We start from the raw sequence: 23,694 nt of genomic DNA, 5'->3' as shown, positions 1-23,694 counted from the left end.
GAGCTCTACAAACGGCTGATCGCCGCCGGAAAGGAGCACAAGCGCGCGCTCGTCGCCTGTGCCAGGAAGCTGCTCATCTTCGTCAACACCGTGGTGGCGCGCGGGACAGCTTGGCAAAAGCAGACGCCGCAACGCAACGAGGTGCCCGCGACGGCATGATCTTTTAAGTTTCTTTGTTCGACCGCAGCACCGTTTCTTCGTCCCGACCTGTCCCTCAAAGGACGCCGCGCGCAGTGGCCGTCAAGGATGGCCGTCGCGTCGGCCTCACCTCAAACTCCGCGCTCCCAGGCCACGCCTTGACGGCCGCGAGCACGGCGTCATGCTCAAGGGCGAAAGGGCGTCGCTTTAATGGTTGCTACAAACGAAAACGGCCCCGGCGAATGCCGGAGCCGTCTGGTGCTTTGGTATCGTAATTTCAGCGGACGACGTGACCGAGATCGGCGCGGCGCTCTTGCGGCAGCACGACCACCTTGGTGCCGACATTCACCCGGGAATAGAGATCGGCGACGTCTTCGTTGGTGAGGCGGATGCAACCGGACGAGACGCGGGTGCCGATGGTGCCGGGGGCGTTGGTGCCGTGGATGCGATAGATGGTGCCGCCGAGATACATGGCGCGGGCGCCGAGCGGATTGCCGGGGCCGCCGGCCATCTGGCGCGGCAGATAGGGCTGGCGCGCGATCATTTCCGGTGGCGGGGTCCAATCTGGCCATTCCGCCTTCTTGGTGATCGACTGGGTGCCCGCCCAGGTGAAGCCGTCGCGGCCGACGCCGATGCCGTAGCGCATCGCCTGTCCGTTGCCCATCACGAGGTAGAGATAGGTGTTCGGCGTATCGATGACGATGGTGCCGGGCGCTTCGCGGGTTGAGTAGTTGACGACCTGGCGCTTCAGGCGCGCCGGCAACTCGATCGCGACGCCGTCTTCGTCGGCCTGCGGTGGGGCCTGCAACTGCGGCGCGGCCTGCACCGGCGGGGTCATGATGAAGGGAAACAGCTGCAGCGGGGCCGCGCCCGCGGCCGCGGAAAATGCAACAACGCCAACGGCCAGCGCGCCCAGCGCGACGGCGGCACGGCGGGTGTTCAGCTTGAACGGATTCAGCATGGTAGTCCCCTGTTTTTCGTCTGTTTGAGCGCCAACTCAATGCGCCTTTCCGGCGCCTCGTTAACGAAATGAGTACGCGGGGCAGGTTTCCGGACGTTTGCTTCAAAAGCGCAAAATGGTTTCGTCGCCGGGAGAATTGTTTCGTCGCCACGGGCAGCGACGACACAATCGGGGGCCGATGTGTTCCGGACGCGGTGCGCATGCTTATGCCGCTCCGCTGAGCCGGGACCGTTCCAAAGGGAGCGCTTCGTTACGGCCCGGGCTCTGCAGCGCGCCGCTCCGCCAAGAACTCCACGCTGCGCTGTGTTCGGGGCACGAGGCAGCCCTAACCGAGCGGCCGCTTGAAGACGGCAAGCGTCTGCGCGCTGCCTGCTGTCTGGGCAATCCCGACCAGCTCCCATCCCGCACGACCGAGCTCATTCAAGGCATCCTCGAATGGAGTGCCGGGCCAGGGCCGCGGACCGGCCATCGCGACCCGCGCCAGCGCCGGCGAAAGCGCGAGCTTGTCATTGCCGATCAGCAGGGTTTCATACTCCCACTGGGTGGTCGGCGCCTTGTTCTTCTTCGCCGACCCTTGCTCCGTCATGATCGTCTCCTAAAATCAGGACATGATCTCTGCAATCATTCGTTGACGGTAGTCTCCGGGCGCCCGGTCAGCAACCGGTCCTCGATCATGGTCAGCAGCAATTCGGCGATCAGCGCCAGGGCCGCGACTACGATCATGGCTGGGAAAACGCCCAGCCGGTTGTTTGCCGCGTGCTGTGCAATAAGCAGTTTGACCGATTTGCTAGCGAACGGAGCTGTGGTTCCCGGCTGTCGATAGTGGGTCGACGCGGGGAAGCCTGCTCGGAGCCTCTGCAACTTTTTGGAGAAGATTCCAAGCGTGCCGTCTTTCACAACTTACGCGCGCAATAATGTTGCTGTGACACCACAACCCATTGATTTTCGGCGAGTTGCACCTGCGCGCCTGTTGCGATGATCCGAAAACCTCCGGTAAAGCGAACTGAGAAAGCGCAACCTGCCGAGGTCGACGGCGAAGAGGATTGGGTGCGCGAGGCTGGGGAAGCGCCGCAATGGGGCCCGAAAGGGCGCGGCGAGATTAGGGGCGGGCATGAGTTCGGTGGAGCACGGCACGGGCAAGCTCGTATTGATGAGGCGCCTTTCGCTTCGCCATGCGCTGTTGGTTACGAGCGCGCTAGGTGGGTTCCCGCTCTTCCCGCAAATGGCCGCCGCGCTCGACATCGTGGTGACCAACACGAACGATTCCGGCACAGGCTCACTGCGCGCGGCGATCGCCGCGACAAATGGCAGTGCCGATTCCACCAACAATATTTTGTTCGCGGATAATTTGGCCGGCAAGCTGACGCTATTGAGCGATTTGAGCATAACAAAGCCGGTCTCGATCGATTTCAGAACCACCGGCGCCCAGGTAATTGTGCGTGGCGACGCCGGGATCGGAATCGGTACGTCCGGAATCGCTACACTTAACATTGTCCACGAATATACGGGCAATACGACGCTGACTGCCGGCACCTTGATGGCAGGCGGACCGAGCCATGGCCTCAACTTTGGACTATTCGGCTCCACTAACTCCCTTCTGGCAATGAGCTCCGGATCTACCTTCGTGGTGCCGGGAAATACCGAAGCTGATTTCCAGAATATTTCCGGAGCCGGCACGATTGTGAACAGCGGTGGTCTCGCGTTGTTTGGCAGCACCAGCCCCGCCACTCGAACATTTTCCGGAACGATTTCAGGATCCGGCGCTCTGACCATGTTCGGCGGTCGCGAGACATTGATCCTGAGTGGATCGACAACCTATTCCGGCCCGACCACGATTTCCGGCAACGCCGATTTTTTCTTTGCGCCGTCATCGCCGTTTGCGGAACTTCGGGCTGGCGCGACCAGTGCCTTTTCACCTAACTCCGATTTTTTGTTGCTCGGCAACGCGACGCTCAATCTCAACAACTTCAATCAGACGATCGGAAGCCTCACTGGCGGTTCCATCAGCGGCACGCAACCGAAAGTACTGCTCGGTTCGGCCACCCTGACCACCGGCGGTACCAATTCCAATGGCACGTTCGCGGGTGCTGTTACCGGTACTGGAGGAATCATCAAGACGGGCACTGGCACGCTTACGCTCACTGGGGCCAACACCTATTCCGGCGGCACCGTCATTTCCGCCGGCACGCTGCAGCTTGGCAATGGTGGCGCAACGGGCTCAGTACTCGGCGATATCCGGAACAACGGCACATTCGCATTCAACTGGTCCGACACTTATCGTTTCGATGGCCTAATCTCCGGAAGTGGCGTTCTTCGGCAGAATGGTACAGGCACGCTAGCTCTTTCGCGTAGGAGCACCTACAGCGGCGGTACTGTCCTGTCGGCTGGCACCATTCGGATCGATGGGATATCGACGCTTGGATGTACGACACCGTCATCCTGTACCTTCGAAAGTTCTCCTCTCGGCACCGGAGCCCTGACCTTAAATGGCGGCACGCTGCAGCAAGGCGGGAATTTTACGTTCTTCAATGCTATTGACATCGCCGCCCCCGGCGGCAAGGTTGATCTGAACGATTTCAACTTCTTCCACAGAGGCAACATCGCCGATACTGCCGGGAGTTCGAACGGTGCGCTGACGTTAGTCAATTCCGCCCAGCACGGTTTTAGGACGCTCACGCTGACCGGCAACAATACTTACAGCGGCCCAACCAGCATTGGCAGCCAAGTATATCTGATTGCGGACTCCCCGACGGCATTGTCGCCGAGTTCCGCTTATACCATCGACGCCGGCGGCGTACTGCAGATCAACAACAACAACTCAATCAAGTCTCTCTCAGGCGCCGGCGTCGTCCTTGGCGCCGCCAAGGCGACCCTCATGATCGCGCCGCGTGCGGGCGACACGGCGACATTCAGCGGCGCTGTCACCGACACTCCCGGTTCGCCACTTTCGCTGACCAAGGCTGGAGATGGCACCCAGATTCTGTCCGGCATCAGCACCTACACCGGCGCCACCAACGTCAACGCTGGAACGCTCAGCGTGAACGGCTCGATCGCATCGTCGCCGCTCACGACCGTCAACGCCGGCGCAACACTCGGCGGCAACGGCACGGTCGGCAACACCACCATCAACGGCGGTACGCTGGCGCCGGGCAATTCGATCGGAACGCTCACCGTGCAGGGCAACCTCGTCTTCACGGCGGCGGCGAGCTACATGGTAGAGGTGTCGCCGGCCAATGCCGACCGCACCAACGTCACCGGCACCGCGACGCTGGGCGGCGCCACCGTGAAGGCGTCGTTCGCGCCGGGGACCTATGTCTCCAGGCAATACACCATTCTCAATGCTGCCGGCGGCGTCAGCGGCACTTTCAACACGCTCGCCAACACCGATCTGCCGGCGAATTTCACGTCGAGCCTGAGCTACGACAGCAACAATGCGTATCTGAATCTCGCGCTGAACTTCATCCCGCCGCCGGGCAGCGGGCTCAACGCCAATCAGCAAAGTGCCGCCAACGCGATCGTCGGTTTCTTCAATTCAAACGCCGGCATTCCGCTGGTGTTCGGCCGGCTGACGCCCGCGGGCCTGACGCAAATCTCCGGCGAAGTGGCGACGGGAACGCAGCAGACCACATTCAATGCGATGCATCAGTTCATGGGCTTGATCACCGATCCGTTCATCGCCGGCCGCGGCGACCCGGTAACGTCGACGAACACTACACCGCAGTTCGCCGACGAGACCGATCCCGCCAGCGCCTATGCATCTGATGGCAAGCCGCGCAGCAAGAGCGAACGCGATGCCTACGCCGCCGTCTATCGCAAGGCGCCGGTCATGGCCGATCCGTTCACCCAGCGCTGGAGTGTGTGGGCGGCTGGCTATGGCGGCTCGCAGACCAGCGACGGCAACGCGGTGCTCGGATCGAACAACACGCGGAGCAGCATCGGCGGTGTCGCCGTCGGCGCCGATTATCGATTCTCGCCCTATACGATGGCCGGCTTTGCGCTGGCCGGCGGCGCGACCAATTTCAGCGTCAACGGACTCGGCTCCGGCCGATCCGACCTGTTCCAGGCCGGCGCGTTCGTGCGCCACAATGCAGGCGCAGCCTATCTCACCGGCGCGCTGGCCTATGGCTGGCAGGACATCACCACCGATCGCGCCGTAACCATCGCCGGCACCGATCTGCTGCGTGCGCAATTCAACGCCAACGCATTCTCGGGACGTGCCGAAGGCGGTTACCGTCTCCTGACGCCGTGGCTCGGCGGCATCGGCATCACGCCTTATGCCGCCGCACAATTCGTGACCTTCGACCTGCCGGCCTATGGCGAGCAGGCAATTGCCGGCGCCAACACCTTTGCGCTGAGCTATAACTCGAAAAATGTGACCGATAACCGCAGCGAACTTGGCATCCGCACCGACAAATCTTATCCGATACAGAACGGGATTCTGACCCTGCGAGGCCGCGTCGCATGGGCGCACGACTTCAATCCCGACCGCAACATCGCCGCCACCTTCCAGACGCTGCCCGGCGCGTCGTTTGTGGTTAACGGCGCCGCGCAGGCGAGCGACTCGGCCCTGGTCACCGGCTCCGTCGAGATGAAATGGCTCAACGGTTTTTCGCTCGCCGGCACTTTTGAAGGAGAATTCTCCGGTGTGACACGCTCCTACGCCGGCAAGGGCGTCGTCAGATACGCATGGTGAAGCAAGGGGCATGAAAAAGCCCGGCGGTCCGGAACCGCCGGGCTCGATGCAATAAGGTGGGCTGATCGCTAGATGACGCCGAGCACGATTGCGCCGACAAAGGCGAATGCAGCATAGGCGGTGAACACGCTCAGTCTGCTGACGATAGTCATGGGAACGCTCCCTGGTTAACGTCACTGCCCTGTAACCATGAAGCTAGCAAATCGTTCCGGGCCAAAAAAGTCAGCCTTGCTGTCTATTGCCGATTTCCCACAGCGGGAACGGTGGTTAAAACTTCGTAAAATCAACGCGTTGAAGAGTCCTTAAATAAATTCGATCAAGCTGCGCGGATGACGCGCGGAGTTCGTTTGTATCTCGTCGGCTCCTTCGTCCTCGTTTCGCTAGCAGGTTGCGGCCGCGGCTTTTTTCAGTCGGCGGAGCGCGAACCGTGGCGGGCCGAGGCTGAGGTCGCATGCCTGAAATCCGGCGCGGTCAAGGAGAGCGCCGATCTGGTGCGGATCAACCCGATTTCAGGCCCGGGCGTCTGCGGCGCCGAATATCCCCTGAAAGTCGCGGCGCTCGGCGAAGGCAGCGGCAGTTTCGGGTTTGCCGATGCGTTGCGGCCTCCCGCAGGTATCGGCGGCGACCAGCCACGTTGGCCGGTATCCCGGCCGCAACCCGCCGCGCCGGTGTCGTCCTATCCGGCATCCCCTTATCCGGAAGCCGCCATCCGGCAGCCGGCCTATGGCGGCAGATCGAACGGACCGATCTCGTTGAGCGCGCCCGGCGTGGCGCCGGAGGAAGGCGAGATCGAGCTGCCGGCCGATGGCGCTCGCGAGGCCGAGCTCGCGCCGATGAATGCGCCCCGATACGGCGCGCCCGCCGGCCGTGTCGAGACCTATCCCCAGAACGACCGCCATTCCGCGCCGCCTTCTTATGGCGGCGGGCCTGCCGTGGGCGGAGCGCAAGATGTTCCGGCGCTGCCGCGGCTCGGCCCGTCGCGAGGCGACCCGGTCAATGCATTCGGCGCCGTCGTGGTGACGCCGACGGCGACATTGGCGTGCCCGATCGTCTCGGCGCTCGACCGCTGGCTCGCCGACTCGGTGCAGCCTGCGGCGATGCGCTGGTTCGGCGTGCGGGTGGTCGAGATCAAGCAGATCTCCGCCTATTCCTGCCGCGGCATGAACGGCAATTCGCGCGCGCATATTTCCGAGCACGCCTTCGGTAACGCGCTGGACATCGCGGCGTTTACGCTGGCCGATGGCCGGCGCATCACCGTCAAGAACGGCTGGCACGGGATGCCGGAAGAGCAGGGTTTTTTGCGCGACGTGCAGGGTGCTGCGTGCCAGCAATTCAACACGGTGCTGGCGCCGGGCTCCAACGCTCAACATCACGATCATATCCACGTCGACCTGATGCGCCGCGCCAGCCGCCGCCTCATCTGCCAGCCGGCCGCAGTGTCGGGCGAGGAGATCGCCTCGCGCCGGTCGCGGGGTAACTCCTATGCGAGCCGCGAGCTTTCTGTGACGGGATCGCTGGGCGGACGGCACAAGCTGTCGCACCGGTCCAGGGTCAATGAAGAAGACGAATTTTTGGACGATTAGACCGGGACACGGCAGAAAGCCGCTTCAGGCGGGCTTGACCTGATAGGCTGCGAGAAACATCCGCGTCCCGCTTTCCACCACATGCGCAATGCGCTCCGCCGATGGCGCGGGGGCGGCCTGGAAAATAAACGGCTGAAACAGCGTCGCCTGACACATCTGCATGAATTGCGTCGCCGCCAGTTCGCAGTCATCGATCGCAAGATCGCCGGCCGCAACATGCGCATCGAGATAGTCGGCCAGCCTGCGGATCGTAAGCGCCACCACGTTCTGGTAGAAGCGCCGGCCGACCTCCGGCATTCGCTCGGCGATCGCCATCACGGTGCGCGTTGCCGATCCGCCGCCAGGCCTGCAGAGCAACTGGATGTAGACTTGGCCGAAATCCATCAGCGTCGTCGTGACGTCCCGCGCCGGATCGAAGTTGAATGCCACTTTGCCCTGTTCGAGGCTTTCCTGTTCGACGATGGCCTCGAACAGCCGGCTCTTGTCGGCGAAATAGACGTACAGCGTGCCCTTGGAGACCCCCGCCGCGCGGGCGATCTCGCCCATGCTGGCGCCGTCGAAACCGAAATCCATGAAGAGCTTGCGCGCGCCATCGAGAATCTGACGCCGTTTCGAACTGTCTTCGTCGGCGACCAGAGAAAGCGTTGCGCGCGTGGATGCAGGCATTTGTTCAGCGCTTTTCCGAAAAACCCCCCCGCCGAAACGCCTTGGAAGGGGATGTGCTTTATTTCGGCAGATATACCTTGACCGAACCGTTCGGTCAATGGTAATTGACGGACCGCGACGCCGCGCGCCCGGTCGGGCATTGCGTTATGTTGCGCGATCGTAATCAGGAGGCCTTTAGTGGCCGCAGCGCGAGACCAGGCCGCCCGTATCATCCGCTCCGAACTGGATGCGGGTGAGTTGGCCCGTACTGCGCCTGACGAGCAACGCCGCGCCGCGCCGTCGGATGATCCCCCATCGCGTCGCGCGCCGGATGCGCCGGCAATCGACCAGCCGGCAACCGATGCGCCGGCCGCCGCACCAGCCGCCGCCGCGGCGCCGAAATTCCGCAAGCGCAAATTCATCCCGATAGGGATCGTCGCACTGCTCGCGCTCGCCGCCGCCGGTTATGGTGCGTATTACACCTTGGTCGGGCGTTTCTACGTCTCCACCGACGACGCCTATGTCCGCGCCAACAACACCATGCTCGGCGCGCGGGTATCCGGCCACATCGCGGCAATTCATCCCGGCGACAACGTTCTGGTTCGCGCCGGCGACGTGATCTTTGGAATCGACGACGGCGATTATCGCATCGCCGTGGACGCCGCGCGCAGCAAGATCGCGACCCAGCAGGCGACCATCGATCGCATCGGCCGCCAGGTGAGGGCGATGGAAAGCGCGGCCGAGCAGTCGAGGGCGCAGCTCGTCTCCGCGGAGGCCAATCTGAAACGTGCCGATCTCGATTTCGATCGCCAGCAGGCGCTGAGCACCAAGGGATTTGCGTCACGGGCGACCTTTGAGCAGTCGCAAGCCGGCCGCGACCAGGGCGCCGCGGCGGTGCAATCGGCGCAGGCCGCCTATAGCGCGGCGCGCGACAGCGTCGAAGTCACCAAAGCGCAGCAGGACGAGGCCCGTGCGCAACTCGCGGAATTGCAGACGTCGCTCGCCAAGGCCCAGCGCGATCTCGACTTCACGTCTGTCCGCGCGCCGGTCGATGGCACGTTCTCCAACCGTCTCGTCAACACCGGCGACTTTATCGCGGCGGGACAGCGGCTCGGCAATGTGGTGCCGCTCAACGATGTCTATATCGACGCCAACTTCAAGGAAACCCAGCTCAGGCGCATCCGTCCCGGCCAGCCGCTGACGATCTCGGTGGACGCCTATGGCCACCGCAAGTTCAAGGGTGTGGTGGACAGCATTTCGCCGGCGGCAGGTTCGGTGTTCACGCTGCTGCCGCCGGACAACGCCACCGGCAACTTCACCAAGATCGTGCAGCGGCTGCCGGTGCGCGTCCGCGTGCCCAAGGATGTCGCCAAACAGAACCTGCTGCGCGCAGGCATGTCGGTCTACGTCACCGTCGATACCCGTAGCGGCGCCAAGGATGCGGACAGCGAAGCCGACCTCGACGCGGCGGACGCGGTCAAGCCGCAATAGATTTGAGCCTCAGGCGGCGTGCCCTGATCGCACGCGTTTTCACTTGAGCTGACCATGGCTGATGCCGCCGCAGCAACGCCGTCGATGATGAACGCCGCCGCGGCGGACTCCGAGCGCATTCCGCCGCGTCGGCTGTGGGCGTTTCTGATCATGGTATTCGGGATGTTCATGTCGATCCTGGACATCCAGATCGTCTCGGCCTCGCTCGCCGACATCCAGGCCGGGCTCTCGGCCAGCAGCAGCGAAGTCGCGTGGGTGCAGACCTCGTATCTGATCGCCGAGGTGATCGCGATCCCGATGTCCGGCTTTCTGTCGCGCGCGCTCGGTACTCGGTTGTTGTTTGCGCTGTCGGCCGCCGGCTTCACCCTGGCGAGCATCGCCTGCGGAATGACGTCGACCATCGAGCAGATGATCGTATGGCGCGCGATCCAGGGCTTCGTCGGTGCCGGCATGATCCCGACGGTGTTCGCATCGGCCTATTCGGTGTTTCCGCGCAGCAAGTTTCATATCGTCGGCCCGATCATCGGCCTGGTGGCGACGCTGGCGCCAACCATCGGCCCCACCGTCGGCGGCTTCATCACCGACGCGATGTCGTGGCACTGGCTGTTTTTCATCAACATCGTTCCGGGCATCGGCGTGACCATCGGCGTGCTGGCGCTGGTCGATTTCGACAAGCCGAATTTCGAGCTGCTCGACCATTTCGACTGGTGGGGCCTGCTGTCGATGGCGGGCTTCCTCGGCTCGCTCGAATATGTGCTCGAGGAAGGACCGCGCAACGAGTGGTTCGAGGATCAGTCGATCTTCACCTTTGCCATCGTCTGCGTGATTTCGGCTGCGATCTTTTTCTGGCGCGCGCTGACGGTGCGCGAGCCGATCGTCGATGTCAGGGCCTTTGCCGACCGCAATTTCGGGATCGGCTGCCTGATCTCGTTCTGCGTCGGCATCGGCCTTTACGGCCTGACCTACATGTATCCGCGCTATCTCGCGGAAGTGCGGGGCTACAGTGCGCTGATGATCGGCGAAACCATGTTCGTCACGGGTGCTGCGATGTTCCTCAGCGCGCCGATCATCGGCCGGTTGCTGCAGAAGGTCGATATGCGGATCCTGATCGCGACCGGCCTCCTGATATTCGCATTGAGCTCCTGGATGATGACTGGGATTACCCGCGAGTACGATTTCTGGGAGTTGCTGATACCGCAGGTGCTGCGCGGCGTGGGCATCATGATGGCGATGGTCCCGGTCAACAACGTCGCGCTCGGCACGCTTGCGCCGCAGCTGTTGAAGAACGCGTCCGGATTGTTCAACCTCACCCGCAACCTCGGCGGCGCGGTGGGCCTTGCGATCATCAACACTGTGCTTGAGAAGCGCACCGACCTGCACATCTCGCGGCTGCATGACCGGGTGACGTGGGGCAACACCACCGCGACCGAAACCCTCAACATGCTGACCCAGAAATTTCAAGGCATGGGCGACGCATCGCTGATGGCGATGAAGCAATTGTCCCAGATCGTGCATCGCCAGGCGGTGGTGATGGGCTATGGCGATGCCTTCTTCATGCTGACGGTGTTTTACTTCGGTCTCAGCCTGATGGTGCTGCTGCTGAAGAAGCCGAACATGCTTTCGTCGCCGGAGCCGGCGCATTAGGTATCCGTAGTGGCCGAAACCGGATCTGATTCAGGGTTTGGCACACGTCACATTTAAGGCGGTGCCGGAGCGGCCTGAAGCCGCGAGTCTTGCGGCAAAGCTCAGGCGCGTTGCGACCGAATTGCGGCGATCACCGCCGCTTCGCGGGTTTTTGGCGCTTCGCCGCGATCAAAAAATACAGTAGGTCGAAAGGTTCAAGCGCGACAAGCATCGAGCGGCGATCAGTACGCGACGGATTCAATCGCCGCATGAGGCAGTTATGCGAGGTTCGGCAGCGTGCGTGGTCGATGCGCTGTTCGCGGAGCGTCACTAAATTCGAATGCAGCGAAGCACGTGCGCCCGGAGCGGCGTTTTGCGCATGGCTCGAACATCGCGCGAGGAGTCTTGCGGCGAAAACGAGGCAAGCGAGCGTAGCCCGCATGAGCCAACGGGTCGCGCGAATGCGCACCCGATGATAAACTCCGCGACATCCGACAACGCGCGCACACTAGCCCGGGTGTCGCTGCGCTCGCGCGCGCTACGCTTGCTGCCCAGAGTTTGCCATCGCGCCCCTTCAGCCATTCCGGAAATCAGTGTAGTATTTGTTGGAGAGCTGCCAACCGAGCGGACCGAAATTCCGGACATTGCAACAGGCGGCGCTAGTGCGTCGGCGGGCGTCACAGCTTCATTGTTAACCAGTTGTGCGCGCCTGCTCGCGCAGCAACGCTTGGGGACCGTCATGAAACTTTCCCGCCGCGCATTCTTGCATCTTGCTGCGGGCGGTGCCGCGCTGCCAGCCATCTGCCGCACGGCCGTCGCACAAACGTATCCGACGCGACCAATCCGGCTCGTGGTTCCATTCGCGCCGGGCGGTGCGTTCGACGCCATCGGACGTCCATGGGCGGATAAGATCAAGCCGCTGCTGGGCACTGTGGTGGTCGAAAACATCGGTGGTGGCGGCTCTTCGCTGGGTGCGGCCGCCGTCGCGCGCGCCCGGCCTGACGGCTACACGATCTTGCTCGGCGGGACCCAGACGCACGTCAACGAGACCCTGCTCAAGAGCCGGCCGCTTTATGATCCGGTCAAGGACCTGGTTCCGATTGCAGGCGCGGCGCTGTATTTTCTCGGTATTGCCGTGCATCCTGCGGTGCCGGCTCGGAGCCTCAACGAACTCATCGCTTACGCGAAGGCCAATCCCGGAAAGCTGTCCTACGGGCATGCCGGTGTCGGCACGATCCAGCATCTGACCGGTGAGTTGTTCAAATCGCTCACAGGAACATCCGACATCGTGCAGGTACCCTATCGGGGAACGGGGCCGGCGATCACGGACCTGGTCGCCGGACAAATTCCCATCGGCATCGTGGGTGTGACCGGGCAGGTGCTCGAATTGCATCGGGCCGGCAAGCTGCGGGTTCTTGCGGTCACGAGTCCCACGCATCTCATCGCGGCGCCTGAACTGCCCATTGCGGGTGAACTGGGCTTCCCCGGCCTGACCGTGACGGGCTCTATTGGGCTGCTCGCACCGGCGGGGACCCCGATCGAAATAATCGAACAGATTGCGCAGGCGACGCGCATGGCGGTCGCCGAACCCGCCTATAGACAGATGTTGATCGACGCGGGTATGGAAGCCCCACTCGATTCAAATCCCGAAACATTCCGCCAGTCCCTTGCCGCCGACGTTGCACTCTGGGCACCGGTGGTTAAGTCGCTCGAGCTGAAGCTCGACTGACTGGGGCGAAAAATCTACCTCATTCGTTTCGTGCAAACGGCAGGCACAGTCCGTAGGGTGGGCAAAGGCGCTCCTGGCGCCGTGCCCACCATTTTTAATCGAACATCTTCGAACTGATTCGGTGGGCACGCCGCCGGACGCGTTGCGCCCGGCCGCTTTGCCCACCCTACGCAACTTGTCGAAATGCTCACATATTCCCATGCCCGCGCTTGATGGTCTGGCGGATCACCGGGGCGGTGACCTGATCCGAGATCTGGATATTCCATACTTCGCTGGTCCCTTGCGCTACGAAGTCCGCGAACAGTTTTGGGATCACCGATAGGTCGCGTATCTCGTGGCCGCGCATGCCGAAGCCGCGTGCGATGGCTTCGAGCGGCGGCCGGCCGAATACAGCCAGGTGATCGTCGATGCCGTCGGCGCGCAGCTTGTGAAACTCCGAGCCGTATCCGCCGTCGTTCATCGCGCAGATCAGGATGCGATATCCTTGACGCTTGAGCGTCTCCAGTTCCTGGATGTTGAAGAAGAGCCCGCCGTCGCCTTCGAACAGCACGATCTTTCCCTGGTTGCCCTGCCGGCGCGCAGCCGCAACCCCGAGCGCATAGCACAGGCCGTTACCGCCCGCGCCGAATTCGCGGACCGTCGTGTAGCGCTCCGCCGGCCTGCCAACCATCTGGGCGGGGAAATAGGCCTGATGGCCGCCGCCGACGACGACGTCCCAATCCTTGGGAACGACCTTGTCGATGGCTTCGACGACCGCGCGGGGGTCCAGTACGCCGGGCTCGATGTCGAAGGCTTCCGAATCCGCGGGCTCGGTCGCGATGCGGTGCGCGAGCTCTTTCGAGCGTATCGCCGCCGCCGTCGGTTTGCCAATGCCCAGCTTGTTGTCGAGGCCGGCGAGGATCGCCTCGACGCCGACCAGCGCGTCCGATCGGATGTAGAGGTCGGCGGCCGCCTGACCATCGCGCAGGCCGCGCGGGGCATCGTCCAGCTGAATCTTGAGCGCCTTTGGAAAGAAGGCCCGGTGTCCGACGTAGTACGACAGGCTGGTTCCGACCGCGAGCACGACGTCTGCCTGCTCATAGATTTCCTTGCCCAGCGCCGTGAAATAGCTGCCGGTGATGCCGAGCCCGAACGGGTGATCGTGGAACAGACCGCGTGCCGGCAGCGTGTTGGAGAGAAGCGCGCCGCAGCGATCGGCGAGCTCGATCATCGCGTCGCGCGAGCCGGACCACAACACGCCACGGCCACCGAGGATGATCGGCCGCTTCGCTGCGGCCAGCCGCTCGACCGCCTCAGTCACCACCTCGGGATCGGGATACATCCGCCCGACCTTGGGCTGATACATCGCCGACGTCTCGTAGGGCTGGTTAGCCATGTATTCGACCTTCTGCAGGTCATAGGGAACGCCGAGCACCACCGGGCATCGCTCGACCTTGGCGAGATGGAAGGCCTCGCGCACATAGTCCATCATGCGCGGCAGGCTGTGCGCCGCGATGTATTTTGCGCCGGTCGACGTCACCAGTGGCGCCTGGTCGATCGCCTGATTGTAGAATTTGGCGTTGATCGGCGACTCGCCGGCGAACACCACCATCGGCAGGCGGGCGCGAACCGCGGCCGGCAGCGCCGTCATCAACTGGGTCACGCCGGGGCCGCACGTGACCGAGGCAACCGCGATTCTGCCGGTTGCCACGTTGTAGGCTGTCGCTGCCGCTACGGTCGCGTGCTCGTGCCTGACGTGGACCGTATGCACCCCCGGCAGTTTGGCAAAGGCGGTGCACCAGTGCATGTTGCCGTCGCCCATCAGGACGAACTGCGTGTCGACTCCTTCCGCAAGGAAGGCTTCTGCGAGGGCTTCATAGAGCTTGGGCATGGGCGCGGCACTCGGATTTTGAGGAGATCTGGTCCAACAATCATGCCCGGCGACGCTCAGTCAATGCGTGCCGGCTCAGAGCCTCCATGGAAATAACTCCAGTTGCAGGGCGGGGTGGGCAATCGTAACCCGCCATCTTGGTGCATCGGTGTGCATCGGTGCGGCGGATTAGGCTTCGCTGATCCGCCCTACGGACTGCTCATATTGTCTGCCCCTGCGGTTCATGCTTGAACCAGCGCCATGATGCGCGCTCTTTTCATCGCTTCCGGAGCACCCCCCTCGCACGTGCAGTCCGCCTCCGCGCGCTGGATCGCGCTCGCGCTGTCGCTGACGTTGCTGGCGTGGCTCGCGGCGTTGGCGGGGTTGCTGGCCGTGGCCAACCGCGTCCACGACGACGTACCACAGCTATTGGCGATAAAACTGCCGCTGCTGCAATCCAAGCCCGAACTCATCTTCGGCGGCGAGAGCCGCACCGTCTATCAGGTCGATGCCGGGCTCGCCGCGCAGTTGATCGGCAAGCCCGCGGGAGCCGCGGTCAACATCGCCTATGACGCCGGCGAACCGCTGGCGCTGCTGGCCGCCATGCGGCGCGAGCCTGAGCGATTCAAGGACGCGCAGGTGGTGGTCAGCGTCGCGCCGTTCCTGTTCAACGAGGGCGTACGATCGGCGGCGGTGTATCCGCAGGACGTGGCGGCGCGGCTTGGCGTGTTCCAGCAGATGACTTCATTTCTGCCGCTGCGGGTCGGCACGCTGATCCGCTTCATCCGCGAAGCATTCAGTGCGCGGCTTGCCGCCGAGCAGCATGTGGCCGACGGAGCGCAGCCGGCAGGCTTCGGGCTGACGGTGATTCCACGAACCCAGCGCGACGACCAATGGGCCGCCGAGATCGCTAGCCATCCGCATTACGCCAACTGGAATCTTTCTGGGCCGAAAGCGCGGTTCGAGATCGGTGCGCTCTGCGACATGGTGGCGTTGTCGCGAAACCTCACCGTCGTGGTGCCGCCATGGGCGCCGCGTTACGACCGTGCCCGCGATTCCGCGTGGCGCGAGAAGGAAGATCAGGTCGTTGCGCTGGTCACCGACGCCGGACGCCGCTGCGGCTTCGACGTGCTGAACATTCCGTCGGTGCCTGGACTGAGCCAAGGCAACTATGCCGACGAGATGCATGTCAACGCATCCGGCGTTCCGATCTACACGCGCTATCTTGTGTCCCGGCTGAAGCGTTAGCTCATGATGGCGTTTAATCGAATCGCCACAAGCTTCCTTTCACCTCTCCCCGCAGGGGAGAGGTCGGATCGCATCGTAAGATGCGATCCGGGTGAGGGGCAGCCGCGAGTCCTGAATGCGTGGACAGACCCCTCACCCGAAGCCTCCGCTGCGCTCCGGCTTCGACCTCTCCCCTCCGGGGAGAGGTAAGGAAGCCCGATGCTGTTTTCCTCCTACACGTTCCTGTTTCAGTTCTTGCCGGTGACGGCGCTGGCGTTTGCCGCGGCGCGCCGCCATTCGCCGCGCGCGGGCATTATGGTGCTGGCCGGCGCGTCGCTGATCTTCTACGGCGCCTGGAAGCCGATCTATCTGTTGCTGCTGCTGGCCTCGATCGGGGTAAACTTCTGGCTCGGGCTCAGGATGGAGGACCCGCTGCGCCGCCGCAGCATCGGCACGCTCGGTGTGGCGCTCAATCTCGCGCTGCTGTGTTATTTCAAATACACCAACTTCCTGTTCGACAGCCTGACGGCGCTGACCGGCACGCCGCTGCCGTTCGTCAACGTCATCCTGCCGCTCGGCATCTCGTTCTTCACCTTCCAGCAGATCGCCTATCTGGTCGACGTGATGCGCGGCGCGAAGGTCGAGCGCGACATCGTCAGCTACACGCTGTTCGTGTCGTTCTTCCCGCATCTGATCGCGGGGCCGCTGGTGCATCACGCCGAGATGATCCCGCAGTTCAAGCGCGGCCGCACCGGGCGCTCGGCGGTGCTGGCGGCGCGGGGCCTTGCGATCTTCGCCGCCGGGCTGTTCAAGAAAGTCGTGATCGCCGACAACCTCGCGCAGTTCGTCACGCCGGTGTTCGCGCATCTCGATGCCGGCGGCGGCGTCACGACGGAATGGGCGTGGCTGGCGACGCTGGCCTACAGCTTGCAGATCTATTTCGACTTTTCCGGCTATTCCGACATGGCGATCGGGCTGGCCCTGATGTTCGGCATCCGCCTGCCGGTGAATTTCCGCTCGCCCTACAAGGCCGCCTCGATCATCGAGTTCTGGCGGCGCTGGCACATCACGCTGTCGCGGTTTTTGCGCGACTATCTCTACATCCCGCTCGGCGGCAACCGGCTCGGTGAGATCAGGCGCTACCAGAATTTGCTGGTGACGATGCTGCTCGGCGGACTCTGGCATGGTGCTGCCTGGAATTTTGTCATCTGGGGAGGCCTGCACGGAATCTATCTCTGCATCAATCATCTGTGGCGCGCGTGGCGCGGCGATGGCGGGCAGCCATCGATGCCGGCGAGGGGTCTATCCTGGGCCGTCACGTTCTTCGCCGTCGTCATCGCCTGGGTGTTCTTCCGCGCCAAAACCCCGGCGGGCGCGTGGCAGATGCTCGGCAGCCTGTTCGGCTTTGAGGCCGGCAGCTCCGCCTATGTGTCACCGGGGATTTTGCGCGTGATGGATCTGCCGATCCTGGTAGGGGAGCCGTCGCTGCTGTTGATCGGCGGCTGCATCGTCGCGCTGGCGCTGGCCATCGCGCTCAGCCTGCCCAACGTGCCGCAACTGTTCCGCTACCGCGAATACCGCCGCGCGCCGGAGCGGCGCGCCTTCGTGCGCTGGCGGCCGAACGGCGCGTGGGCGCTGTTCACCGCGCTCGCCTTTGCGATCTCGCTGTTCGGGATGTGGCAGCGGCTGGAATTTTTGTATTTTCAGTTCTGAACGCTTCCCGGACGCGGTGGCATTCTTCATGCCGCTCCGCAGAGCCGAGACTCCCGTTACTTAGCTCGCGCAACCGGGACCCCGGCTCCTGCAGCGCACCGCTTCGTAAGAGCTACGCGCTGCGCTGCGTCCGGGGCACGGAAGGCCACCTTGCAAAACTCCCGCGACGCAGCTATAAGCCCTGCCTCATTGCTCGAACCGGGGAGATTTGCATGACTATTGTGTATTCGCAGATCGCGCCCTCGCGTCCGATGCGCATGCTGGACGCCTGTCTGGCCCTCTGAGGGCCGCTTCCATCAGCATCGATCGGGACTGGTGCCCGATTCTCCTAACCTCCAGTCGCTACAAGCATTTTTCAACGACGCGTGGGTTCGGCTTTTGCCGCTCGCGCGTCAACCCAGATGGAGCCAGCGTGCGCGCGAGCGCCGCCGGATGACGCCATGACCGCTCAATTGAACCAGCGCCCCGCCGCGATTCGCGTGGTGTTGCCGTTTTTGTTTCGCCACTGGCGCAACCAGCCGGCCGGTGCTGCTGTTGTCACAGGCAGCCTGCTCGGTGCGACCGTCGCAGACCTGTTCATGCCGCTGTTCTCCGGACACCTCGTCGATGCGATGGCATCAGGTGCCTCGGACCTGGCCGCGCGCCGCGCCGCGTTCGTGGCTTTCGGCGCCATCGTGGCGCTGGGCATCATCTCGGTGATCCTGCGCCTGATTGGGCTGCGCGCCATCGTGCCGTTCACGCTGCGGACCATGTCCGACGTGTCGCGCGATGCTTTCATGCGCGTGCAGCGGTTCTCCACCGACTGGCACGCCAACAGCTTTGCCGGCTCGACGGTGCGCAAGATCACCCGCGGCATGTGGGCGCTCGATTTGCTCAACGACACCATCCTGCTGGCGCTGTTGCCGTCGCTGATGGTGCTGCTCGGCTCGATGATCCTGCTCGGGTTGCACTGGCCCTCGCTCGGGCTGGTGATCGGCGCCGGCGCGGTGGTCTACCTTCCGATGATGGTCGTATTCTCGACCAGCTACATCGCCCCGGCCGCCCGCGTCTCCAACGCCTGGGACACGCGGGTCGGCGGCACGCTGGCGGATGCGTTGACCTGCAACGCGGTGGTGAAATCGTTCGGCAGCGAGGACCGCGAGGACGCCCGGCTGGCGCGCGTCATCAGCCGGTGGCGCACCCGTGTGCGGCGGACCTGGATGCGTTACAACTTAACCGCACTGGCGCAGCTTTCGGTGCTGCTGTGCCTGCGCGCGTCTGTGATCGGCGGCGCGTTGCTGCTGTGGCTGGCGGGCCGCGCCTCGCCGGGCGACGTCACCTACGTGCTGACCAGCTACTACATCATCCACGCTTACCTGCGCGATCTCGGCTTCCACCTCAACAACCTGCAGCGTTCGGTGAACGACATGGAGGAACTGGTGGCGATCCACGACGTCGCCATCGGCATCGCGGACGCGCGCGACGCCGTGCCGATCGATATCCAGGGCGGTGCAATCGTGTTCGAGGATGTCACGTTCCATTACGGCGGTCATCGCACGCCGTTGTATGACGGGCTGTCGGTGGACATCCGCGCCGGCGAACGGATCGGCCTGGTCGGACGCTCCGGCTCCGGCAAGACCACTTTCGTCAAACTGGTGCAGCGGCTTTACGATGTCGGCGGCGGGCGCATCCTGATCGACGGTCAGGATATCGCGAAGGCCACGCAGCAATCGCTGCGTGGCCAGATCGCGATCGTGCAGCAGGACCCGATCCTGTTTCACCGCTCGCTGGCCGAGAACATCGCCTATGGCCGGCCGGGCGCCAGCCAGGCTGCGATCGAGCAGGCCGCGCGGCTTGCCAATGCGCATGAGTTCATCCTGCGGCTGCCGAAGGGCTATGGCACGCTGGTCGGCGAGCGCGGCGTAAAACTGTCCGGCGGCGAGCGGCAGCGCGTGGCGCTGGCGCGCGCGTTCCTTGCCGACGCGCCGGTGCTGATCCTGGACGAGGCGACCTCGAGCCTCGATTCGGAATCCGAGGCGCTGATCCAGCAGGCGATGGAGCGGCTGATGAAAGGCCGCACCTCGATCGTGATTGCGCACCGGCTGTCGACGGTGCGCAGCCTCGACCGCATTCTGGTGTTCGATCGCGGCCACATCGTCGAGCAGGGCAATCACGCCGCGCTGGCCAAACGCCCGGGCGGAATCTATCGCGGACTGTTCGAGCGCCAGGTGCTCGAGTTCGATCGCAGCTCGGCGGCGGGGTAATGCGTGCCCCGGACGCAACGCAGCGCGTAGCTCTTGCGGAATCGGTGCGCTGCAGAGCCGGGGCCCCGGTAAGGTGGCGTTAGAACCGGGGTCCCGGCTCTGCGGAGCGGCATGAAGAATGCCGCACCGCGTCCGGGACACGAAACCGGCGAAGCGTCCGGCGTGTTGCGCCGCGCCGTGCGACTGTTGGCTGCGTTGACAAATCCGCGGGCTGCTATCGATCATGCCGGCCGGTTGAATCCCGACTTGACCGGCGAGTTTCATTGTGTCGCAAGGGTTTGCCATGGCTTCCGTTTTGCCGCAGCTCGATGGGTCTGTCTTCCTTATGGACGGCGGCCTGGAGACCGCGCTGGTCTTTTTGGAAGGCGTCGAGTTGCCCTGTTTCGCAGCCTTTCCCCTTCTGCTCGATCCAGTCGGGCGGCGAAAACTTGAAGGTTATTTCGAGCCGTTCATTAGCACGGCCTTGAAGCACCGGATCGGGTTCGTATTGGACACTCCTACGTGGCGTTCCAATACCGATTGGGGAGCAAAGCTCGGCTACTCCGCGGAACAGCTTGCCGATGTGAATCGCAAGGCGACGCTCTTCGCGATGGACATCAAGGGCAAGTTTGCGACATCGACCACGCCCATCGTTGTCAATGGCGTGATCGGACCGCGCGGCGACGGCTACCGGGTCGATACGAAAATGACCGCGGAAGAAGCCTGCGCCTATCACAGTCCGCAGATCGAAACCTTTCGCGACGCGGGCGTCGAAATGGTGAGTGCTATCACCATGAACTATGTCGAGGAGGCCGCCGGCATCGCCATGGCGGCACAGGCCAATGACATTCCGGCGGTGATCTCCTTTACCGTGGAAACCGATGGCAAACTTGCGTCGGGCGACACGCTCGGAGCCGCGATCGAAACGGTCGACCGGGTCACGCGTGCTGCTCCGGCCTACTACATGGTCAATTGCGCGCATCCGACGCACTTCGATGGCGTGCTTTCAAGCGGCGCCGGCTGGACCGGCAGAGTGCGTGGGCTTAGAGCCAACGCTTCCCGGCAAAGTCACGCGGAACTCGATGCAGCAACCGAGCTCGACGCCGGCAATCCGCAAGAACTCGGCCAGCAATACCGGGAGTTGCGCCGGCGCCTGCCCCGGCTGTCGATCCTCGGCGGATGTTGCGGTACCGATCATCGGCACATATCCGCGATCTGCGATGCGTGTGTGTCTGTTTCATAGGCCGATCGCTCGCTCTGTTACAACTGGCGGCGGAGGCTTGACTGCGTGCCCCGACGCAGCGCAGCACGGTGCTCTTGCGAAGCGGTGCGCTGCAGAGCCGGGGCCGGAACGAGCACAATTCTCTCGTCATGCGCGGGCTTGACCCGCGCATCCATCCCTCTTTCGAAGAGTCTTGCGAAGAAGATGGATGGCCGGGTCAAGCCCGGCCATGACGGTTCTGTGTTGGTACGGTCCCGGCTCTGCAGAGCGGCATGAAGAATGCCGCACCGCGTCCGGGACATGAAACTGGCGAGGGGTCCGGCGTGGTTGCGCCGAACCCCTCATTTCTAAGAACATCAGCCGGCCTGTAAGCCGGGTTCTGTAGGGCACCGCCGGCTTGCGCCAAGCGATACGTGACGGCCATTCCTCTGGGACAATGTTTGCACATTGCCTCGAGCAACCTACCCGGACGGCGAGCCTGACATTGCCCTGCGGTGTTTTCGCTTGCGCGAACGAACCCGCGTTGCCGTCCCTATTCGGTTTTGCTCCCGGTGTGGTTTGCCATGCCGCCTCCGTTGCCGGAAGCGCGGTGCGCTCTTACCGCACCTTTTCACCCTTACCTCGCCGAAGCCCGAAGGGCGAAGGCGGGCGGTTCGTTCTCTGTGGCACTGTCCCTAAGGCGCTCCCCGCTTGCGCTAAGAAAAACCCCGCCGGAAGTTATCCGGCACCGTATGTCGATGGAGCCCGGACTTTCCTCCCCCGCAGCCTTTCGACCATAGCGGGAGCGGCCGTCCGGCCGACTGACGTCTTAGCCATGGGGGCTGAACGCGGTCAGGTCAAGCCGATAGAGCCCGCATCGGCGGTCAAAATAATTTATCCTGAAAATGTCGTTTTGCGTTTGGCCCGTTCGACTGGGTGTCGGCGAAGGTCGCCGACAAAAGGGAGCTACCGATGCAGTATTTGTTACTGATCTACCGGAACGAGGCCGAGCAGGCGAAGATGGACGCAGCGGCCCTCCAGAAGATGGGCGGAGACTACGGTGCGTTTACCCAGTCCATTATCCAGAGCGGCAATTTCAAGGCCGGGGACGCGCTGCAGCCGACCAGCACCGCGACGACCGTGCGCGTCCGCGACGGCAAGACCCTGACCACCGACGGCCCGTTCGCCGAGACCCGCGAACAGCTCGGCGGTTATTACCTGGTCGAGGCCAGGGATCTCGATGCCGCGCTGGCCATCGCCGCGCGGATACCCGGCGCCAAGGTTGGTTCGATCGAGGTCAGGCCGATTTTGGTCTACAGCTGACTTCGTCGTTTCCGGGACACGCGCCTTCGCGTGACCCGGAATCCATAACCACGATTTGGGATTATGGATTCCGGGCCTGCGCCAAGAGACGCATCCCGGAATGACGGATGATGTAACCACATGACTCCCACCGACATCGAGACCGTATTTCGCGGCGAGGCGGCTCGCGCGCTGGCGACGCTGATCCGCCTGGTCGGCGATTTCGATCTCGCCGAGGACGCGCTGCAGGACGCGTTCGCGGTCGCGCTTGAGAAATGGCCGGCCGGCGAGCGGCCCGCCAATCCGCGTGCCTGGCTGGTCAATGTCGGACGCAACAAGGCGATCGACCGCATCCGCCGTAGAATCGCGTTTCGCGGCAAGCAGGATGAATTGTTGCGGGAGATCGAACTCGCCGCGCCCGATGCCGGCGATGCCTGCGACGATGCGACGCTCGATGACGACATGCTGCGGCTGATCTTCATTTGCTGTCATCCGGCCTTCGCCATCGAGGTTCAGGTCGCGCTGACGCTGCGGACGGTGTGCGGCCTGACCACCTTGCAGGTGGCGCGCGCGTTTCTGCTCAGCGAGGACGCCATGGCGCAGCGGCTGGTCCGCGCCAAGCAGAAGATCCGGCTTGCCGGAATTCCCTATGAGGTGCCGGGCCGCGACGCGCTGCAGGCGCGGCTGCGCGGCGTGCTCGCGGTGATCTATCTCGTCTTCACCGAAGGCTACGCTGCGACCTCAGGCGAGGATCTGATGCGCCCCGACCTGGCGCGGGAAGCGATCCGGCTCTGCCGGCTGCTCGACACGCTGATGCCGCAAGGGAGCGAAATCAAGGGACTGCTGGCCTTGATGCTGCTGCACGACGCCCGCCGCGCCGGCCGCGCAACCGCGGGCGGCGATATCGTGCTGCTGGAGCAGCAGGACCGCGCATTGTGGGACCATCAGCAGATCGCCGAGGGCCTGGCGCTGGTGCAAGACGCCTTGCGCGGACCCGGACGGCCGGAATCCTACGCGGTGCAGGCGGCGATCGCCGCGTTGCATGCGCGGGCGCCAAGTTACGAGGACACCGACTGGCCGCAGATCGCGGGCCTCTACGAAGTGCTGCTACGGATCAGCCCGTCGCCGGTGATCGAGCTCAATCACGCCGCGGCGATATCGATGGTCGATGGGCCGGCGCGGGCGCTGGATCTGATCGATGCACTGCAAGCCCGCGGCGGCCTCAACGGCTACGCGTTGCTGCCGGCGGTGCGCGCCGACCTGCTGCGCCGGCTGGGCCGGCGCGACGCCGCGCGCGAGGGCTACCTGGCCGCCACC

Annotated in this window: 15 protein-coding genes and 1 other RNA gene; 11 read left to right on the top strand and 5 right to left on the bottom strand. The window is 63.7% G+C overall.

What is annotated here, in order from left to right:
* Positions 1–415: 415 nt before the first annotated feature.
* Together VGP39_RS24105 and VGP39_RS24100 are read right to left on the bottom strand one after the other, a co-directional pair.
* The gene (locus tag VGP39_RS24105; protein ID WP_327570605.1) at positions 416–1,099 is read right to left on the bottom strand and encodes a L,D-transpeptidase; all 684 of its coding nucleotides are present in this window, start codon (positions 1,097–1,099) and stop codon (positions 416–418) included.
* 325 nt (positions 1,100–1,424) lie between these two features.
* Positions 1,425–1,685: a DUF4177 domain-containing protein gene (locus VGP39_RS24100; protein ID WP_327570604.1), complete on the bottom strand. Its 261-nt coding sequence runs from the start codon at positions 1,683–1,685 to the stop codon at positions 1,425–1,427.
* 636 nt (positions 1,686–2,321) lie between these two features.
* Here VGP39_RS24100 and VGP39_RS24095 point away from each other — a divergent pair.
* Together VGP39_RS24095 and VGP39_RS24090 are read left to right on the top strand one after the other, a co-directional pair.
* Positions 2,322–5,792, top strand: coding sequence for an autotransporter outer membrane beta-barrel domain-containing protein (locus VGP39_RS24095; protein ID WP_327570603.1), 3,471 nt, complete (start codon positions 2,322–2,324; stop codon positions 5,790–5,792).
* A gap of 329 nt (positions 5,793–6,121) precedes the next feature.
* Positions 6,122–7,375, top strand: a complete 1,254-nt coding sequence (locus tag VGP39_RS24090) for an extensin family protein (RefSeq protein WP_327570602.1) — start codon at positions 6,122–6,124, stop codon at positions 7,373–7,375.
* 24 nt (positions 7,376–7,399) lie between these two features.
* On the opposite strand, the gene VGP39_RS24085 is transcribed toward VGP39_RS24090, so the two are convergent.
* Positions 7,400–8,041, bottom strand: a complete 642-nt coding sequence (locus tag VGP39_RS24085) for a TetR/AcrR family transcriptional regulator (RefSeq protein ID WP_327570601.1) — start codon at positions 8,039–8,041, stop codon at positions 7,400–7,402.
* A 177-nt stretch (positions 8,042–8,218) separates the two neighbouring features.
* Between VGP39_RS24085 and VGP39_RS24080 the strand changes: the two genes are divergently transcribed.
* From VGP39_RS24080 to VGP39_RS24070, 3 genes are all read left to right on the top strand, one after another.
* Entirely contained in the window at positions 8,219–9,511 is a 1,293-nt protein-coding gene (locus tag VGP39_RS24080; protein ID WP_327570600.1) for an HlyD family secretion protein, read from the top strand.
* 54 nt (positions 9,512–9,565) lie between these two features.
* On the top strand, positions 9,566–11,155 hold the full coding sequence (locus VGP39_RS24075; RefSeq protein WP_327570599.1) for a DHA2 family efflux MFS transporter permease subunit: 1,590 nt from the start codon (positions 9,566–9,568) through the stop codon (positions 11,153–11,155).
* 718 nt (positions 11,156–11,873) lie between these two features.
* A complete protein-coding gene (locus VGP39_RS24070) occupies positions 11,874–12,863 on the top strand; it encodes a tripartite tricarboxylate transporter substrate binding protein (protein WP_327570598.1) in 990 nt (329 codons plus the stop codon).
* 187 nt (positions 12,864–13,050) lie between these two features.
* Here the strand turns inward: VGP39_RS24070 and VGP39_RS24065 are convergent, their stop codons facing one another.
* Entirely contained in the window at positions 13,051–14,733 is a 1,683-nt protein-coding gene (locus VGP39_RS24065) for a thiamine pyrophosphate-binding protein (RefSeq protein ID WP_327570597.1), read from the bottom strand.
* A gap of 285 nt (positions 14,734–15,018) precedes the next feature.
* Between VGP39_RS24065 and VGP39_RS24060 the strand changes: the two genes are divergently transcribed.
* The 4 genes from VGP39_RS24060 (at position 15,019) to VGP39_RS24045 (ending at position 21,117) form a co-directional block, all read left to right on the top strand.
* The gene (locus VGP39_RS24060) at positions 15,019–15,960 is read left to right on the top strand and encodes a hypothetical protein (RefSeq protein ID WP_327570596.1); all 942 of its coding nucleotides are present in this window, start codon (positions 15,019–15,021) and stop codon (positions 15,958–15,960) included.
* Between the two features lie 198 nt (positions 15,961–16,158).
* Positions 16,159–17,652, top strand: a complete 1,494-nt coding sequence (locus VGP39_RS24055) for an MBOAT family protein (RefSeq protein WP_327570595.1) — start codon at positions 16,159–16,161, stop codon at positions 17,650–17,652.
* 440 nt (positions 17,653–18,092) lie between these two features.
* Complete coding sequence (locus tag VGP39_RS24050) at positions 18,093–19,895, top strand: ABC transporter ATP-binding protein (protein WP_327570594.1); 1,803 nt, start codon at positions 18,093–18,095, stop codon at positions 19,893–19,895.
* Between the two features lie 283 nt (positions 19,896–20,178).
* Positions 20,179–21,117, top strand: coding sequence for a homocysteine S-methyltransferase family protein (locus VGP39_RS24045; RefSeq protein ID WP_327570593.1), 939 nt, complete (start codon positions 20,179–20,181; stop codon positions 21,115–21,117).
* A 331-nt stretch (positions 21,118–21,448) separates the two neighbouring features.
* On the opposite strand, the gene rnpB is transcribed toward VGP39_RS24045, so the two are convergent.
* Positions 21,449–21,900, bottom strand: an RNA gene (gene rnpB, locus VGP39_RS24040) — RNase P RNA component class A.
* A gap of 147 nt (positions 21,901–22,047) precedes the next feature.
* Between rnpB and VGP39_RS24035 the strand changes: the two genes are divergently transcribed.
* The gene (locus VGP39_RS24035) at positions 22,048–22,398 is read left to right on the top strand and encodes a YciI family protein (RefSeq protein ID WP_327570592.1); all 351 of its coding nucleotides are present in this window, start codon (positions 22,048–22,050) and stop codon (positions 22,396–22,398) included.
* Positions 22,399–22,518: 120 nt separating this feature from the next.
* A partial coding sequence (locus tag VGP39_RS24030) for an RNA polymerase sigma factor (RefSeq protein ID WP_327570591.1) occupies positions 22,519–23,694 on the top strand: 1,176 nt, incomplete at its 3' end.

Origin of the sequence: Bradyrhizobium sp. (assembly GCF_036009065.1) — a bacterium.
GTDB lineage: Bacteria > Pseudomonadota > Alphaproteobacteria > Rhizobiales > Xanthobacteraceae > Bradyrhizobium.
This window is presented reverse-complemented; position numbering and strand designations above follow the sequence as displayed.